Annotated in this window: 16 protein-coding genes; 8 read left to right on the forward strand and 8 right to left on the reverse strand. The window is 66.0% G+C overall.

The annotated features are described in order from the left end of the window. Window positions 1-15: 15 nt before the first annotated feature. Together fusA and tuf are read left to right on the forward strand one after the other, a co-directional pair. On the forward strand, window positions 16-2,118 hold the full coding sequence (gene fusA, locus Q7514_RS18320) for an elongation factor G (protein WP_330134687.1): 2,103 nt from the start codon (window positions 16-18) through the stop codon (window positions 2,116-2,118). Between the two features lie 92 nt (window positions 2,119-2,210). Beyond that, window positions 2,211-3,401 carry an elongation factor Tu gene (gene tuf / locus Q7514_RS18325; RefSeq protein WP_132471706.1) on the forward strand — a complete coding sequence of 397 codons (1,191 nt, stop codon included), beginning with the start codon at window positions 2,211-2,213 and terminating at the stop codon, window positions 3,399-3,401. A gap of 188 nt (window positions 3,402-3,589) precedes the next feature. Here the strand turns inward: tuf and Q7514_RS18330 are convergent, their stop codons facing one another. From Q7514_RS18330 to Q7514_RS18350, 5 genes are read right to left on the reverse strand one after another with little or no spacing between them, the layout of a single operon-like run. Then, window positions 3,590-4,153: an Asp23/Gls24 family envelope stress response protein gene (locus tag Q7514_RS18330; protein ID WP_330134688.1), complete on the reverse strand. Its 564-nt coding sequence runs from the start codon at window positions 4,151-4,153 to the stop codon at window positions 3,590-3,592. Continuing rightward, complete coding sequence (locus Q7514_RS18335; protein ID WP_330134689.1) at window positions 4,150-5,187, reverse strand: DUF6286 domain-containing Asp23/Gls24 family envelope stress response protein; 1,038 nt, start codon at window positions 5,185-5,187, stop codon at window positions 4,150-4,152. The genes Q7514_RS18330 and Q7514_RS18335 overlap by 4 nt, the downstream gene beginning before the upstream one ends. Then, the gene (locus tag Q7514_RS18340) at window positions 5,180-5,374 is read right to left on the reverse strand and encodes a hypothetical protein (RefSeq protein WP_054714775.1); all 195 of its coding nucleotides are present in this window, start codon (window positions 5,372-5,374) and stop codon (window positions 5,180-5,182) included. The genes Q7514_RS18335 and Q7514_RS18340 overlap by 8 nt, the downstream gene beginning before the upstream one ends. After that, window positions 5,371-5,754: a hypothetical protein gene (locus tag Q7514_RS18345; RefSeq protein ID WP_330134690.1), complete on the reverse strand. Its 384-nt coding sequence runs from the start codon at window positions 5,752-5,754 to the stop codon at window positions 5,371-5,373. Before Q7514_RS18345 ends, Q7514_RS18340 begins: the two co-directional genes overlap by 4 nt. Next, window positions 5,751-6,212 carry an Asp23/Gls24 family envelope stress response protein gene (locus tag Q7514_RS18350; RefSeq protein WP_054714778.1) on the reverse strand — a complete coding sequence of 154 codons (462 nt, stop codon included), beginning with the start codon at window positions 6,210-6,212 and terminating at the stop codon, window positions 5,751-5,753. Before Q7514_RS18350 ends, Q7514_RS18345 begins: the two co-directional genes overlap by 4 nt. A gap of 205 nt (window positions 6,213-6,417) precedes the next feature. Here Q7514_RS18350 and Q7514_RS18355 point away from each other — a divergent pair, with 205 nt between their 5' ends. Together Q7514_RS18355 and Q7514_RS18360 are read left to right on the forward strand one after the other, a co-directional pair. Then, on the forward strand, window positions 6,418-7,599 hold the full coding sequence (locus Q7514_RS18355; protein WP_330134691.1) for an NAD(P)/FAD-dependent oxidoreductase: 1,182 nt from the start codon (window positions 6,418-6,420) through the stop codon (window positions 7,597-7,599). Between the two features lie 32 nt (window positions 7,600-7,631). Further along, the gene (locus Q7514_RS18360; protein WP_330134692.1) at window positions 7,632-8,408 is read left to right on the forward strand and encodes a glutamate racemase; all 777 of its coding nucleotides are present in this window, start codon (window positions 7,632-7,634) and stop codon (window positions 8,406-8,408) included. Window positions 8,409-8,431: 23 nt separating this feature from the next. Here the strand turns inward: Q7514_RS18360 and Q7514_RS18365 are convergent, their stop codons facing one another. Next, window positions 8,432-9,097: a TetR/AcrR family transcriptional regulator gene (locus Q7514_RS18365; RefSeq protein WP_408016126.1), complete on the reverse strand. Its 666-nt coding sequence runs from the start codon at window positions 9,095-9,097 to the stop codon at window positions 8,432-8,434. 76 nt (window positions 9,098-9,173) lie between these two features. Beyond that, window positions 9,174-9,536, reverse strand: a complete 363-nt coding sequence (locus tag Q7514_RS18370; RefSeq protein WP_054718273.1) for an SPW repeat domain-containing protein — start codon at window positions 9,534-9,536, stop codon at window positions 9,174-9,176. Between the two features lie 265 nt (window positions 9,537-9,801). Between Q7514_RS18370 and Q7514_RS18375 the strand changes: the two genes are divergently transcribed. Beyond that, entirely contained in the window at window positions 9,802-11,061 is a 1,260-nt protein-coding gene (locus Q7514_RS18375) for an MFS transporter (RefSeq protein ID WP_330134693.1), read from the forward strand. 6 nt (window positions 11,062-11,067) lie between these two features. On the opposite strand, the gene Q7514_RS18380 is transcribed toward Q7514_RS18375, so the two are convergent. Next, on the reverse strand, window positions 11,068-12,123 hold the full coding sequence (locus tag Q7514_RS18380) for a ferredoxin--NADP reductase (RefSeq protein ID WP_330134694.1): 1,056 nt from the start codon (window positions 12,121-12,123) through the stop codon (window positions 11,068-11,070). A 306-nt stretch (window positions 12,124-12,429) separates the two neighbouring features. Here Q7514_RS18380 and mdo point away from each other — a divergent pair, with 306 nt between their 5' ends. From mdo to madC, 3 genes are all read left to right on the forward strand, one after another. Beyond that, a complete protein-coding gene (gene mdo / locus Q7514_RS18385) occupies window positions 12,430-13,701 on the forward strand; it encodes an NDMA-dependent methanol dehydrogenase (RefSeq protein ID WP_330134695.1) in 1,272 nt (423 codons plus the stop codon). Between the two features lie 107 nt (window positions 13,702-13,808). Beyond that, window positions 13,809-14,873, forward strand: a complete 1,065-nt coding sequence (locus Q7514_RS18390; RefSeq protein ID WP_330134696.1) for a MadB family AAA-type ATPase — start codon at window positions 13,809-13,811, stop codon at window positions 14,871-14,873. 13 nt (window positions 14,874-14,886) lie between these two features. Then, a complete protein-coding gene (gene madC, locus Q7514_RS18395; protein WP_408016127.1) occupies window positions 14,887-16,404 on the forward strand; it encodes a MadC family VWA domain-containing protein in 1,518 nt (505 codons plus the stop codon). The last annotated feature ends 4 nt before the right edge of the window (window positions 16,405-16,408 follow it).

Here is a 16,408-nt window from a genome sequence, read left to right on the forward strand (position 1 = left end):
GAGCGGGGTTTACCTGTGGCACAGGAAGTGCTGACCGACCTGAACAAGGTCCGCAACATCGGCATCATGGCGCACATCGATGCCGGCAAGACCACGACGACCGAGCGCATCCTCTTCTACACCGGTGTGAACTACAAGATCGGTGAGACCCACGACGGTGCTTCCACCACCGACTGGATGGAGCAGGAGAAGGAGCGTGGTATCACCATCACCTCCGCCGCGGTCACCTGTTTCTGGAACAACAACCAGATCAACATCATCGACACACCCGGCCACGTCGACTTCACGGTCGAGGTCGAGCGGTCGCTGCGCGTCCTCGACGGCGCTGTTGCCGTGTTCGACGGCAAGGAGGGCGTCGAGCCCCAGTCCGAGCAGGTCTGGCGCCAGGCTGCCAAGTACGACGTCCCCCGCATCTGCTTCGTCAACAAGATGGACAAGATGGGCGCGGACTTCTTCTTCACCGTGCAGACCATCATCGACCGTCTCGGCGCCAAGCCGCTGGTCCTGCAGATTCCGATCGGTGCCGAGGACGACTTCGACGGTGTCGTCGATCTCGTCGAGATGAAGGCGCTCACCTGGCGCGGCGTCACTCCGATCGGCACCGAGGCCACGGTCGAGGAGATCCCCGCCGAGCTCGCCGACAAGGCCGCCGAGTACCGCGAGAAGCTGCTCGAGACCGTCGCCGAGTCCGACGAAGAGCTCATGGAGAAGTACTTCGGTGGTGAGGAGCTCACGGTCGCCGAGATCAAGGGCGCCATCCGCAAGCTGACCGTCAACTCCGAGCTGTACCCCGTGCTCTGTGGCACCGCGTTCAAGAACAAGGGCGTTCAGCCCATGCTCGACGCGGTCATCGACTACCTGCCCACTCCGCTGGACATCGGTGAGGTCATCGGCCACAAGCTGAACGACGAGGAAACCACCCTCACGCGCAAGCCGAGCAAGGAAGAGCCGTTCTCGGCCCTCGCCTTCAAGATCGCTGCGCACCCGTTCTTCGGCAAGCTGACCTTCGTCCGCGTGTACTCCGGTCGGGTCGAGCCGGGCGCCCAGGTGCTCAACGCCACCAAGGGTAAGAAGGAGCGCATCGGCAAGCTCTTCCAGATGCATGCCAACAAGGAGAACCCGGTCGAAGAGGCCGTGGCCGGCCACATCTACGCGATGATCGGCCTGAAGGACACCACGACCGGTGACACCCTGTGCGCGCAGGACGCTCCGATCGTCCTCGAGTCGATGACGTTCCCGGACCCGGTCATCCAGGTCTCCATCGAGCCGAAGACCAAGTCCGACCAGGAGAAGCTGGGCACCGCGATCCAGAAGCTCGCGGAAGAGGACCCGACGTTCTCCGTCGAGCTCGACGAGGAGACCGGCCAGACCGTCATCGGCGGCATGGGCGAGCTCCACCTCGACATCCTCGTCGACCGCATGCGTCGCGAGTTCAAGGTCGAGGCCAACGTCGGCAAGCCGCAGGTCGCGTACCGCGAGACCATCACCAAGCCTGTCGAGAAGCACGAGTTCACGCACAAGAAGCAGACCGGTGGCTCCGGCCAGTTCGCGAAGGTCATCATCGCCCTCCACCCCTTCACGGGCGAGGACGGCGCGACCTACGAGTTCGAGAACAAGGTCACCGGCGGTCGCGTCCCGCGCGAGTACATCCCGTCGGTCGACGCCGGTGCGCAGGACGCCCTGCAGTACGGCGTGCTCGCGGGCTACCCGCTGGTCAACGTCAAGGTCACGCTCCTCGACGGTGCGTACCACGACGTCGACTCGTCCGAAATGGCGTTCAAGATCGCCGGCTCTCAGGCACTGAAGGAAGCGGCCCGCAAGGCTGCCCCGGTGATCCTCGAGCCGCTCATGGCCGTCGAGGTCACGACACCCGAGGAGTACATGGGTGACGTGATCGGCGACCTCAACTCCCGCCGTGGCCAGATCCAGGCCATGGAGGAACGCAGTGGTGCCCGTGTCGTGAAGGCGCTGGTTCCGCTCTCGGAGATGTTCGGTTACATCGGGGACCTGCGGTCGAAGACCCAGGGCCGCGCGAACTTCTCCATGGTGTTCGATTCCTACGCAGAGGTTCCGTCGAACGTCTCGAAGGAAATCATCGCCAAGGCCACCGGCGAGTAACCTTCGGGTTGGAACCGGTCGCCTGCACGACCAAGTAATACAAACCGCACTGCTGCATACTGCACGCAACAACAGTCCAGGAGGACATTCCAGTGGCGAAGGCGAAGTTCGAGCGGACCAAGCCGCACGTGAACATCGGCACCATCGGTCACGTCGACCATGGCAAGACGACGACCACGGCTGCGATCACCAAGGTGCTGGCCGACAAGTTTCCGGATCTCAACGAGAGCTTCGCGTTCGACCAGATCGACAAGGCTCCCGAGGAGAAGGCTCGTGGCATCACGATCAACATCTCCCACGTCGAGTACCAGACCGACAAGCGCCACTACGCGCACGTCGATGCTCCGGGTCACGCGGACTACATCAAGAACATGATCACCGGTGCTGCTCAGATGGACGGCGCGATTCTCGTTGTCGCCGCTACTGACGGCCCGATGCCGCAGACGCGCGAGCACGTGCTGCTCGCTCGCCAGGTCGGCGTGCCCTACATCCTCGTCGCCCTGAACAAGGCCGACATGGTCGACGACGAGGAAATCCTCGAGCTCGTCGAGATGGAGGTCCGCGAGCTCCTCGCGTCGCAGGAGTTCGACGAGGACGCTCCGGTCATCCCGATCTCCGCTCTCAAGGCTCTCGAGGGTGACGAGAAGTGGGTTCAGTCGGTCGTCGACCTCATGCAGGCCGTCGACGACTCGATCCCGGACCCGGTCCGTGAGACCGAGAAGCCGTTCCTCATGCCCGTCGAGGACGTCTTCACCATCACGGGTCGCGGCACGGTCGTCACCGGCCGTATCGAGCGTGGCGTGGTCAACGTGAACGAAGAGGTCGAGATCGTCGGTATCCGTCCCGACGTCACCAAGACCACGGTCACGGGTATCGAGATGTTCCGCAAGCTCCTCGACCAGGGCCAGGCGGGCGACAACGTCGGCCTTCTGGTTCGTGGCATCAAGCGTGAGGACGTCGAGCGCGGCCAGGTCGTCATCAAGCCCGGCACCACGACTCCGCACACGGAGTTCGAGGGCCAGGCCTACATCCTCAACAAGGAAGAGGGCGGCCGTCACACGCCGTTCTTCAACAACTACCGTCCGCAGTTCTACTTCCGTACCACGGACGTGACGGGCGTTGTGACCCTTCCCGAGGGCACCGAGATGGTCATGCCCGGTGACAACACCGAGATGTCCGTCAAGCTGATCCAGCCGGTCGCCATGGACGAGGGCCTCCGCTTCGCGATCCGCGAGGGTGGCCGCACCGTCGGCGCCGGTCGCGTCACGAAGATCATCGCGTGAGCTAGTACTCACCGACGCTCGAACGGCGTCCACCCTCCGGGGTGGGCGCCGTTCGGCGTTCAGTGCGCATCCCATCGAACTCGATGCGGTGGAGTTCTGCCGGATTCTGCCGGGGCGGGGGTCCGGCAAGAGGCATCCTCTGCCGTGCAGAGTCCGTTCTGACCGGACAGCCAGGAGCCTGCCGCGGATCAGCGAACCTCGGCGGCGGGGTCCAGATGCAGGAGAACCTGGGTCGCGACACGGGCACCACCGACCGCGGCGGCGGCACGACGCGCGGCGTCCTCAGCGGCGGCCGTGAACTCGGGCACATCGATGCCGGACTCGGCGTGGACGGTTACCGAGAGTGTCGGGAGGTGACGTTCCACGACCGCGCGGCCACGCACGGACCGGACACCGGGGAACGTTTCGAGTTCTCTCGCCACCCCGGTGGCGACCGGACCGAGGTCGACGCCGAGCGTCGCATCGGTCACCTCGTCGTACAGTTCCACGGTCGAGGTCCGCCTTCGCGACAGGTTCACGACCAGAAGCACGATCCCGATCGCGCACCCCGCGGCCAGGACGGTCCACAATGCCGGCGTCCACCACGGCTGATCGGGCAGGTCCATGATGAGCGGCCGGTCGAGGTCGGCGAGTCGCTCGCGTGCGAACGGCACCCGCCACACCCACGCCAATGCGAATGCGCCTGAGCCGAGGAGAGCACACCCCACCACGAAGGCGAAGAACCTGTTGACGAGTACGGTGCGGAGCTTCACGGCAGGGTTCCCGTTTCGGTGGTGGGGGTGTGCGCCTCGTGGCGCGACACCTTCAGAACCAGCGGAATCGGATCTGTCAGCAGCGCCAGCCGCGGTTCCACTTCGGCGCGGATGGTGGCGCTCAGATCGTCGATCGAGCTGTCGGACGCCGCGACCACACGGATCAGCGCGCGCCTGCGGTCGACGACGGTCCGTGCGCTGAGCACACCGGGCAACGCGGATGTGCGTGCGCTGCACATGCGGGCGACGTCGGTCCGCCGCATCCAGACGGTCGGAACCGCGCCGGACAGCCTGAGCGGCAGGTGGGTGCGCCTGCGTGGCTTCAATGCCACCACGATCGAGGCGAGACCGAGCACGACGAGCACCACTGCAATGGGCGCGATCCACGGATGCCAGTGCAGCCGGCCGAACCATTCGAACGAGTTGCGGATCCACGGCGCTCCGTCGTAGGTGCCGCGGACGATGAGCAGTTCCCGTGCCGCGACGAACGCGAGACCGAGTGCCCCGATCGCGATGAGGGCCGCGGCGGGTGCCGCGGCCGGTGTGGCGAGTGGCGGAAGCGGCGACACCACCGGGATGTCGGAGCGGGGCCCGGTGTGTCCGGCGACGATGTCGGACTCCAGATATTCGACGGGCACGGGCTGCTCCGCCGGCTCGTCTTCGACCGCTCGCGCAGTCGACACGATCAGCACGTTGAGTTCGTGCACCACGAGACCGGTGTACTCGTGCAGATGCCAGGCGACGGCGTCGTGCACCCGCCGCGTGAGCGCAGCGGCGTCGTAGGGCCATTCCGCCGCGATGTAGAGGTTGACTGCCACGGCACTGCCCGCGGTGATCACCTCGGCGCGGGGTAGTTCGCGGCCTGTGAGCAGGCTCAGGTTGCTGCTCTGCCGGACGACGTGGGGTACCTGCAGTGCGGCGGACGCGGCAATCCGCTCGATGGCACGGTCCTTGATGGTGAGACTGCCGCGTGATCCTGCGAGACCGACCGATTCCGGGTCGGAGGGCGCGGTCGGTGTTGCAGGTTCAGCCACGGCCACGGCTTCGCAACAGCGCACCCAGGTCGAGGATGCCGTCGCGGTGCGCGCCGATGGCAGCGCCGAGGGCGCCCAGCAGTACTGCGAACAGCAGCCCGCTGAATCCACCCAGGATTCCTGCCAGGGCGAGCAGCAGGCCCGCGATGAGTCCGACAACGGTGTTCGTCGTTGGGTTGTGGTTCACGATGGCACCTGTTTCTCTGCGGAGACCTGGTCGGCAAGGGGTTGTCGGATGTCCTGGAACACCACGCGGACCGGACCGTCGACGATGGGTTCGACGTATCGCCGCACAGCTTCTCCGAGCGCGGGAAGGTCGGCGGGGTAGAGGGCGATCACGTGGATTTCGCACCCGGCGGGGCCGCCCAGTCGGATACCGGCGACACGCCGGCCCGGCAGATATGTGGCGATCTCACCGAACTCACCACCGTGCAGACCTGCGATTCCGGAGATGCTCAACACCGTGTTCGCGACGTCGTCGACGAGATCGGCCGCGGTGCGGTCGGTGCGGACAGGGGCCTCACGGTGAGAGGTCCCGCCGTTCGAAGTCCCGCCGTCAAGTGTCACTGCACGCGCGGTTTCTGTTCCGCTGCGGCGTCCGCTGCCTCGTCCGGGAGGACGACGTCGAACACGGTGATGTTGACTTCGGTGACCTCGAGTCCGGTCATGCGCTCGACGGCCACGATCACGTTGTGGCGGATGGCGACGGCCAGTTCGTGGAGTGCGACGCCGTACTCGGCGACGATTCCGATGTCGATCGCGGCCTGTTTCTCACCGACCTCGACTGCGACGCCCTGTCCGTGGTTGATCCGGGCGCCCGGAATCCGGTCGCGAAGGGCACCGACGACGCGTGCGGTACCGGCGCCGACGTCGAACACTCCGCTGATCTCGCGGGTCGCGATTCCGGCGATCTTCGCGACGACGGCGTCCGCGATGATCGTGCGCCCCTGGGTATCGACGGGGCCCGGAGACGAACCGACCCCGAATTGCACGCGGCTGAGTCCTGCGCCGCTGTCACTTGTCATGAAAACTCCCTCGTGGCTGTGTCGCGTGGGGCTGTGCCGGTCGCGTGTGGGGGTCTGCGTGTACGTTCGACTCTAATTATCCGCCAGGCCGGACGTGATGTGCCGCGCAGAAGGATCGACGCTCTGTTCACCGTCACCTGTATTTGGTATGAAGACCCGAAGCACTCGCGTGGCACACGTCACGAAATCAGGAGGATGGACTCAGGTGGCAGTTGATCGGATCGTCGTTGTCGGAGCGGGGCTCGCCGGTGTGCGAACCGCGGAGGAATTGCGCCGCGCAGGGTTCGAGGGGGAACTGGTCCTGGTGGGTGACGAGGCGCACCTGCCGTACGACCGTCCTCCGCTGTCGAAGGATGTTCTCCGTGGCGACCGCGACGACACGACGTTGCGCCCGCGGGAGTTCTTCGAGGAGCAGGCGATCGACCTGCGGCTCGACAGCCCGGCTGCTTCCGTGGACACGGGTGCGCAGACTGTCACGCTGGCCGACGGGACGGAGCTGAGGTACGACGAGTTGGTGATCGCGACGGGTTTGCGCCCGCGCCGGATCCCGGGTCTGAAGGAACTCGCCGGCGTGCACGTCCTGCGATCGATGGACGACAGCCGTGCGCTGCGGGACGAGGTCGTGTCGGGAGCGCGTGCTCTCGTGGTCGGTGCCGGGTTCATCGGGTGCGAGGTGGCGGCGAGCCTGCGCGCGAAGGGCGTAGAGGTCGTGCTCGTCGAGCCCCAGGAGACGCCGCTCGCGTCCGTTCTGGGTACCGAGGTCGGTTCGTTGGTCTCGCGGCTGCACGCCGAAGAGGGTGTCGATGTGCGGGCAGGAGTCGGCCTGACCGAACTGCGCGGTGGTGAGCGCGTCACGTCTGCGGTGCTCGGCGACGGTTCCGAGGTCGACGTCGATCTGGTGGTGCTCGGTATCGGATCGATCCCGGTCACCGAGTGGCTCGACGGTTCGGGCATCGAACTCGACAACGGCGTCGTGTGCGACGAGGTGGGTCGTGCGTCGGCGCCCCACGTCTGGGCGGTCGGCGACGTCGCATCCTGGCAGCTTCCGGACGGAGGCCGCAAGCGCATCGAGCACTGGACCAACGCGGGTGAGCAGGCAACCGTGCTCGTGAAGGCCCTGGTCTCGGGAGATGTGGGTGTCGCGTCTGCGGTGCCCTACTTCTGGAGCGACCAGTACGAGATCAAGATCCAGGGGCTCGGTGCAGTACGCGGCGACGACACCGTGCATGTGGTGCGCGACGACGGTCGCAAGTTCCTGGCCTTCTACGAACGTGATGGCCGACTCGTCGGTGTCGTCGGCGGTGGTATGCCGGCTCAGGTCATGAAGAACCGGATGAAGATCGCGGCGGGCGCACCCATCGAAGAGCTCTTGGCCACCATGGCGTGAGCCCGATCGCCCGGACCCGTTAGATTCGTAGGGTGATCGTTGCTCTCATCGACTCGGGTTTCGGGCTGCTTCCGACGTCCGCGTGCCTGCGGCGCTTGCGCCCCGACCTCGATCTGATGTTGTCGATGGATCCCGCAGGCTCCCCGTGGGGACCGAAGCCGTCCGATTGGGTGATCGAGCGTGTGATCACGACTGCGCGGCGGGCAGTGGATCGGGGAGCCGACGTCGTGGTGTTGCCGTGCAATACCGCATCCGTCACCGCCCTCGACCACGTGCGCGCCGACCTCGGCGACGCTGTACCCGTCGTGGGCACGGTTCCCGCGATCAAACCGGCGGCTGCCGCGTGTGAATCGGTCGCGATCTGGGCGACCGCGGCGACCACCGCGAGCCGGTACCAGGCGGATCTGATCGCGCAGTTCGCGAACGGCAGTGAGGTCGTCGGGGTCGCGTGCCACGGTCTCGCCGATGCGATCGATCGCGGCGACCGCGCCGGCGCATCCGCTGCGATCGCGTCGGCCGTCGAGCGCACACCCGACGATGTCCAGGGGGTCGTCCTCGGGTGCACGCACTATCCGCTGGTCGCGGACACGATTGCCGCGCAGTTGCCGACGGGGGTGCGTCTGTTCGACAGCGCCGAAGCGGTCGCGCAGCAGACGCTCCGACGCATCGACGCACTCGGCCGTGAATCGACGGGATCGGGGCGGGTCGAGGTGTTTCTCAGCGGCGCGCGCGGGATCCTCCCGGCCGGCGCCCGCGCCTTCGCGGCCGGTCGTGAGTTGCTCGGGACGGCGCCGAACCCGATCGGTTGACTCGTTCCGTGCCCGATGCCTCGTCACGTCCACGCGCGGGCCAGCATCCTCGGCAACGGTGTCATCCCCGACATGCCCGCCGCGATCAGGCGTGCAACGTTCTGCAGTTCCTCGTGGGCCCGCGGTAGTCCGTCGCGTCCGAACAGGCGGTCGGTCGTGGCGGCGGAGAGCATCGCCGACACCCATGCCGTTGCCGCAGTGCGCACGGCGCTGACGGACACGGGCGCCGGTGAACTCGCTTGGAGCACGCGCATCGTCGTGTCGTGGAGGTGCGCGCGGAGGGTCCGCACGTGGGTGCGTACGTCGGTGTGTGTTTCTGCCTCCCGCCAGATGATCACGCGGAGCACCGAGGAGTCGTTCTGTCCGAGGTTCAGTGCGGTGTCCAGATTGACCAGGCTCGTTGCCGGATCGCCCGGTGCGACGAGCGCGACGACGTCGGAGATCGGTTCGGTGGGGAGTCGTTCGGCGATCAACGCGTCGAGGATCGCCTCCTTGGTGGGGAAGTAGTAGAAGATCAGGCCCTTCGGCACGTGCGCTGCCGTCGCGATGGCAGTGGTGGCGGTCGAGTCGAATCCTTGCTCCGCGAACAGTGCCTCGGCCGCATCGAGGATGCGGGTGCGCGCAGCCTGCGCTGTGCTGCGAATTCCGTCACGGCGGTTGCCGCTCGAGGGATCGGGGTGCCTGCTCACTGATCACCTCCGGGTAGGAGAATGCCGGTGAAGTCGGCCGGGACGGCTCGCCCTCACCGGCGGGACGGTGATCGGATCAGTGATGGGTTGCCAGGCCGCCTCCGTGCATGCGGGTGTTCATGGCGGGCAGTGCCGCGACGGCGACCACCACGCTCAGTACGCCGACGATCCACGCGGTCCACGATGCACCGCTGAAGGCGGTGTAGCTCATGACCCACGGCGAGATGAACAGCAGTGCGCCGAAGAGTCCCATCGCATAGTCGATCCCGGCCATCGTGGGGCGCGCGATCTGCGCGATGCCACATAGAGCGACGAGCACGCCGAGGACGATGAGCGACCACATTGCGTTGGTGTTGGTGTCCAACCAGAGCGGAGACAGGGCGGCGAAGACGCCCAGGACGACGGCTACGTAATCCTGAAGCCGGCTGTCGGAGAACATGGTGAGCCTCCTTCGGGTGATGGTTCGTGAGAATGTGTCCCCTCTACTCGGTATAGGCCTGATCGACCGGTCGGTCAATGTCGAGGAGAGTTGCTAAGTGATAAATCTTTCTGCAGGTGGAGTGACCTTTTCGAAGTTGATCGTGACGTAGGCGAAATATTTCCTCCGCGGAGGGTGTTCATACAAGCAGCAGCGCCGCGTGGCGGCGCTGCTGCTTGTATTCGTAGCTTTGGTTCCTATTCGCTGTTTCCCTGCTGGAGGTTCGATGGTCTCGCCCGCCCCATCCGCTACCGGGTCTCGTGTGTTCGGATTCGCGGTCATGGGGGTGGGGGCGTTCACCCTCACCGGATCGTCGTCGGTGCCGTCGCCTCTGTATCCCGTCTACCAGGAGATGTGGGGATTCTCGGCGGCGGTGCTCACCGTGGTCTTCGCGATCTACGTCGTTTCTCTCCTCGCGACGCTGCTCACCGTCGGTGCGTTGTCCGACCGCATCGGTCGTCGTCCGATCATCGGGGCAGCGATGGTGATTCTCGCGATCTCGATGGTCGTGTTCATCTTCGCCGACAATGTCGGGTGGTTGATCGCGGCGCGCATCATCCAAGGGTTGGCGGTGGGCACTGCCACGGGAGCAGTCGCCGCGGGGATGATCGATCTGCAACCCAACCCTCGGGTCGGTCCGCTGATCAACAGCATCGCGCCGTCGTTGGGGCTCGGCCTGGGCGCGGCGGGCGCCGGTCTGCTGGTTCAGTTCGCGCCGTTCCCGACGGTGTTGAGCTATGCGCTCATCGCGGTCCTCGCGATCGGAATCGTCATCGCTCTCCTGTTCGTGCCGGAGAATTCGCAGCCCACAGGCTTCTCCTCTCGGGGAGACGCACTGCGTGCACTGAAACCGAGCGTGGCGTTACCCCAGGACGTGCGTGCGCAGTTCTTCTTGGTATTGCCCTGCTTGATGTCGGCGTGGGCGCTCGGCGGCCTGTACATGTCGTTGGGGACGTCGATCGTCGATGTGGTGTTCGGCATCGACGATCGGCTTGTTGCCGGGCTCGCCGTCGCGACCATGTTCACGTCGGGTTCGGTCGCGGCAGTGGTCATGCGCCGCTTCGCCGAACTTCGCGTCGTGGTGACGGGCGTGGTCCTGCTCGCGACCGGTGTCGTCGTGGTGGCGGGTGCGCTGTTGTCCGGCGTGGTGGTGCTGTATTTCGTGGGCACGGCAATCGCTGGGTTCGGCTGGGGATCGACGTTCTTGGGTGCCATGGGCATCGTCGCCGGGCTGGGTCGTCCGAACCAGCGCGCGCAGGTCTTCGCGACCACATTTGTTGTCTGCTACATCGCGTTCTCGGTTCCTGCGATCGGAGCAGGCGTGGCCACAGGACGGTTCGGCCTCACCGCCACAGCGGTCGGTTACAGCGCGATCGTCGCGACGCTCGCGCTCGCGTCCGGGGTCGCGCTGGTGCTACGTCGCCCGAAGCCGGAGCCGGTGCGTCTCGAGGAGGTCGCGCCGGCGCCGGAGCGGCAGGCAGGCTGACGGCCGTCAGAACTCGATCTTGAGTGTGTCCGTGACGGGACGCGCCTGGCAGCCCAGGATGTATCCCGCCTCGATGTCCTCGGGGTCGAGGACATCGCAGTGTTCCATCTCGACCTTGCCTTCGAGGACGGTGCACGCGCACGAGCCGCACTCACCCTCCTGACACGAATACGGCACGTCGATGCCCTTGGCGAGCATGATGTCGACGAGTGTCTGCTTGCGGGGCCACGACAGGGTGTGTACCTCGCCGTCGAGTTCGACTTCGACGGTCGCTGCATCGGCGGCCTCGTCGTCACTGATCTCGACGGGCTCGTGGTCGGCGAACGGATCGCCGGCGAGCGAATTGAACACCTCGGCGTGCACGCTGGTGCGCGGCATTCCGGCATCGTGTAGCGCCTGGTGTACCGCGTCCATGAACGGGCCGGGGCCGCACATGAATGCTTCACGGTCGGCGAACGGCGCTGCGACGGTGGCGAGCTGTGTAGCCGTGGGCAGGCCCTGCACCGACTCGAGCCAGTGGACGATCGTGAGCCGCTCGGCGTGCTTCTCCCCGAGTGCGCGTAGTTCCTCGGCGAAGATGACCGACTTCTCGTCGCGGTTGGCGTAGACGAGCGTGACTTTGCCGGATCCCTGGGTCAGCGCGGACTTGAGGATCGAGACGACCGGGGTGATGCCGCTGCCTGCCGCAAAGAGCAGGAAGTCGTGGTCGAAGGACTTCGGGGTGAACACACCGGACGGGGGGAGGACCTCGAGGCTGTCGCCGGCGGAGATGCGGTCGCAGAGCCAATTGGAGCCGTACCCGTCCGCGGTGCGCTTGATCGTCACCTTGGGGGCGTCGTCGCTGAACGGTGAACTCGCCAGCGAGTAGCAGCGCGCGACCGAGCCGGTGCGGTCGCTCGGGATGCGCAGTGTCAGGAACTGGCCGGGCCTGTACTCGAACTTGTCGCGTAGATCCTCGGGCACGGCGAAGACGATCGAGCGGCTGTCGGACGTCTCCTCGATAACGGCAGACACGGTGAGAATCACCGATCGCGATCCGTGCGGCACCTCGACTGTCGTCATAGGTATGTCACCTCTCGTGCAAGCGTGGGGCCGCAGTGTGCTGCTCACCACAATTCTAGAACGTGTTCTAGTTTGAGAATACCAGCCGGAAGGCGGCACCGACACGCTACCGGGAGTGGGGCCGGGATGTGCTGCCCACCCGTTCGGTCCTGGCCCGCCTGCCCGATCGGACGGTCCTGCCGCCGCGACCGGACGGTTTCCGTGCGCAGCCCTTCTCCGAGCGAACCCCCTGGTCGATTGTTGGTCGTGCATGAGGCGTACATCACACCCGCCGATCATCCCCGCCGATAATCGAGGAGAATCACGATGGCAATCGAGCTCAACCAGATCTGGGACTTTCCCATCAAGGAGTTCCACCCCTTCCCGCGCGCTCTCATGGGAGTCGGGGCGCACGACATCATCGGTGTCGAGGCCAAGAATCTCGGGTTCAAGCGCACCCTTCTGATGACCACCGGCCTGCGCGGTTCCGGGATCATCGAAGAACTCGTAGGCAAGATCGAGTACCAGGGTGTCGAGGTCGTCCTGTACGACAAGGTCGAGTCCAACCCCAAGGACTACAACGTCATGGAAGCAGCGGCGCTGTATCAGAAGGAGAAGTGCGACTCGATCATCTCCATCGGCGGCGGTTCGAGCCACGACGCTGCGAAGGGCGCGCGCGTCGTCATCGCGCACGACGGCCGCAACATCAACGAGTTCGAGGGTTTCGCGAAGTCCACCAACAAGGAGAACCCGCCCCACATCGCGGTGTCCACCACAGCCGGTACCGGCTCGGAGACCTCCTGGGCCTACGTCATCACCGACACCTCCGACATGGATCACCCGCACAAATGGGTCGGTTTCGACGAGGCGACGATCGTCACGCTGGCCATCGACGATCCGCTGCTCTACTACACCTGCCCGCAACACTTCACGGCGTACTGCGGGTTCGACGTCCTCGCTCACGGTTCCGAGCCCTACGTCTCGCGCCTGGATTTCGCACCGTCGCTCGGTAACGCCCTGTACTCGATCGAACTCGTCGCGAAGAACCTGCGGGAGGCGGTGTACGAGCCCCGCAATCTCAAGGCGCGTGAAGGCATGATGAATGCCCAGTACATCGCCGCACAGGCGTTCAACTCGGGCGGTCTCGGCATCGTGCACTCCATCTCGCACGCGACGTCGGCGTTCTTCGACAGCCACCACGGCCTCAACAACGCGATCGCGCTTCCCCGGGTGTGGGAGTACAACCTGCCGTCGCGGTACGAGAACTACGCGCGCATTGCGACGGCGATGGGTGTCGATACCCGCAACATGACGACCGTGCAGGCTGCCGATGCTGCAGTCGAGGCCGCGATCCGGCTGGCGCAGGACGTCGGGATTCCCGACAACTTCGGCCAAGTCCGCACCGACTCGTACGAGAAGAACCGGATGAACACCGGCAAGTACGCCGGCCGCGGCGAGACGATCCCGGGCGACGAGAAGACCGTGCGGGCGATCTCGGAGCACATCCAGGGTGACTGGTGCACCCCGGGCAACCCCCGTGAGGTCACGGTCGAGTCGATGATCCCCGTCGTCGATCACTGCATCAATCGGTCGTACTGACCCGACCAGACCCCGCGCCCGGGGGCGGCTTGCCCCCTGCCCGCTCCCGGGCGCGATCCTGAGCACTGCCCGCTCCCGGGCCCGAGCCCGCACGCACCGGAGGACCCATGACCATCTTCTCCAACGGCGCCGAACTGCAGGACGAGCTGCGTCGGCACGACTACATCGCCGACGACGAATTCGCGACCGTCGTTCACCTCGCCACCGCACTCGAGCGACCGCTGCTGCTCGAAGGTCCGGCCGGTGTGGGCAAGACGGAGCTCGCCAAGGCGCTCGCCGCAGTAGGAGGTCGCAGGCTCGTCCGGCTCCAGTGCTACGAGGGACTCGACGACAGCCGCGCGCTGTACGAGTGGGACTACGCCAAACAGTTGTTGCATGTACAGATGCTGCGCGACCGTATCGGTGAACTTCTCGGCCAGTACCCTGACATTGCCGATGCGTCCCGATTTCTCGCCGAACAGGATTTCGGCCTCTACTCCGAGGCGTTCCTCTCGGTCCGTCCGCTGCTCGATGCGGTGCTGTCGCCGGAGCCGGTGGTGCTCCTCGTCGACGAGGTGGACCGCACCGAGGAGTCCATGGAGGCGTTGCTGCTCGAGGTTCTCGCCGAGCGTCAGGTCACGATTCCCGAGGTCGGTACGTTCACCGCCCGTTCGATGCCGTGGGTGATCCTCACCTCCAACGACACCCGGGAGCTGTCCCCGGCCCTCAAACGCCGCTGTCTGCACTATCACGTGGGTTACCCCACCCTCGAGCGCGAACGCGAGATCGTGACCGCCCGCGCACCCGAGGTGTCCTCGGGTACTGCGGGGCAGGTCGTCGAGCTGGCCCGCACACTGCGCGATCTGCCATTGCGGAAAAGCCCGTCCATCTCCGAGGTGATCGATGCGGCTCGTGCCGCATCGGTGATGGAAGGCGTTGCACCCGAGTCGAATCCGGTCATCGATATGCGCGACGTACTGTTGTCGACGTTGCTCAAATACACCGGTGATGTGGACCTCGTCAAGAACCGCCTCGACGGTACGGCTCCGGCTCCGGCTCCGGTACCCGCTGCGGCGACGGTGCCCGCGGAACGTGTGACCGTGGCGTCGAATCCTGCCAACACCACCACTGCGGTCTTCCGAGGTCGTGGTGGAGGCGGTCGCGACGCGGCCGCCAGCGGTGCGCGGCGGTGACTGCGTCATGCATGTGAGTGCTCCCGAGCGCCGGCGCGCCGGGAATCCGCTGGACGTGGTGTCCGCGGTGTTCGGTCTGCTGCTGCGTAAACACGGTGTCGCGGCTTCACCCGCCGAAACCATCGAAGTGCGGAGGGTGTTCGGCCTTGTGGGGGCCCGTGAGCGCGTGGCGTTGCGGTCGTGTCTGCGCGCAGTGTGCGCGAAATACCCGCACGAACGTGCCGGTTTCGAGCGCGCTTTCGACGAGCTGTTCGGTGCGGTGGACGCGGCAAAGGCCGACGCTCACGACCCGCTGCGTGCCCAGTTCGCCGACTCCCTTCCTGCCGCTCTCGAGATCGACGACGATCCGAGCATCGCCCGTTACGCCGAATACAACGAGCGTGCTGCAGAAGTCGGCGACCACTTCGACACTCCCGAGGCCGAGAAGGGCTTCAATCCGCACAAGGACGACGACGATGTGTCGATGACGTCGTCCGATGCCGAGCTGTCTGTCGACACCGGTGTGGACTCGGGCCGGCGCGGCGTGACCTACACGGTCGACGTCGAGCGGGCCGGTTCGACGACGGTCGGCGATCTGTCCGCGGATCCTGGTGCCGCGGTCGTCGGGTCGTTGTCGTGGGACGACCCGACGTCCATCCTCGCGTGGCTCGATGCATACGATCCCCACCGAATGTACGGCGGCGACGTCCTCGACGGGCCACTCAGCGAGGCGCAACTGAGCCGTCTCGTAGACGCGGTCGAGGCGTTCGTGGCATCGCTGGCCGAGGTGAGTCCGTCAGGTACCGGGGAGGTCGAAGCTCCGGAGTCCCGTGACGCGGCGGGTGTCGATCGTGCCGAGATCGAGCTCGCGTGCCACGAGGTGCTGCGACGGATGCGCGGCCCCGCGCGACCACGCCCTCGTGAACTGACCCGCGGCCGGCTCGACATGCGCCGCACCGCGCGCGCCGGGATGCGCACCGACGGAGTGCCGTTCCACCTCGTCGTCCGCGCCCCGCGTCCCGATCGCGTGCGATTGCTCGTGCTCGCCGACGTGTCGCTGTCGGTCCGTCCGATCACTGCGTTCACGCTGCGTCTTGCACAGGCGATGCATGGTCGAGCGCATCGCTGCAGGGTGGTCGCGTTCGTGGATCGCCCGGTGGACGTGACACAGCAGCTGCTCGCTGCCGATGGAGACGGTGCGCTCGCGGCGGTGCTTGCGCATCCCGGCGTGGATCTCGAGGCCAGCAGCGACTACGGCAGGATGTTCGACGAACTGCTCGCCGAACATGCGGGCTCGATGGACAATCGAACCTCGGTTCTGGTCGTGGGGGACGGGCGGTGCAACGGGTTGCCGGCGCGGGTCGATCAGCTCGAAGAGTTGCGGCGACGGGTTCACCGCCTGGCGTGGATCACGCCTGAACCGGAGCGGTACTGGGCCCAGGCGACATGCGCGATGTCCGACTACGCGGACGTGTGCGATCACGTGGTCGTTGCGCGTGACGGCGAACAATTGCTTTCGCACGCAGCGGAACTCGGCCACGCACTTCGATGAATCG

It is taken from the genome of Rhodococcus artemisiae, assembly GCF_036327795.1.
GTDB classification, from domain to species: domain Bacteria; phylum Actinomycetota; class Actinomycetes; order Mycobacteriales; family Mycobacteriaceae; genus Rhodococcus; species Rhodococcus artemisiae.

Bases quoted from the DNA above. Each gene is read 5' to 3' on its own strand.
- Q7514_RS18350 (WP_054714778.1), bottom strand. From the start codon at position 6,212: ATGACAAGTGACAGCGGCGCAGGACTCAGCCGCGTGCAATTCGGGGTC.
- Q7514_RS18370 (WP_054718273.1), bottom strand. From the start codon at position 9,536: ATGTTCTCCGACAGCCGGCTTCAGGATTACGTAGCCGTCGTCCTGGGC.
- Q7514_RS18375 (WP_330134693.1), top strand. From the start codon at position 9,802: ATGGTCTCGCCCGCCCCATCCGCTACCGGGTCTCGTGTGTTCGGATTC.
- Q7514_RS18380 (WP_330134694.1), bottom strand. From the start codon at position 12,123: ATGACGACAGTCGAGGTGCCGCACGGATCGCGATCGGTGATTCTCACC.
- mdo (WP_330134695.1), top strand. From the start codon at position 12,430: ATGGCAATCGAGCTCAACCAGATCTGGGACTTTCCCATCAAGGAGTTC.
- Q7514_RS18390 (WP_330134696.1), top strand. From the start codon at position 13,809: ATGACCATCTTCTCCAACGGCGCCGAACTGCAGGACGAGCTGCGTCGG.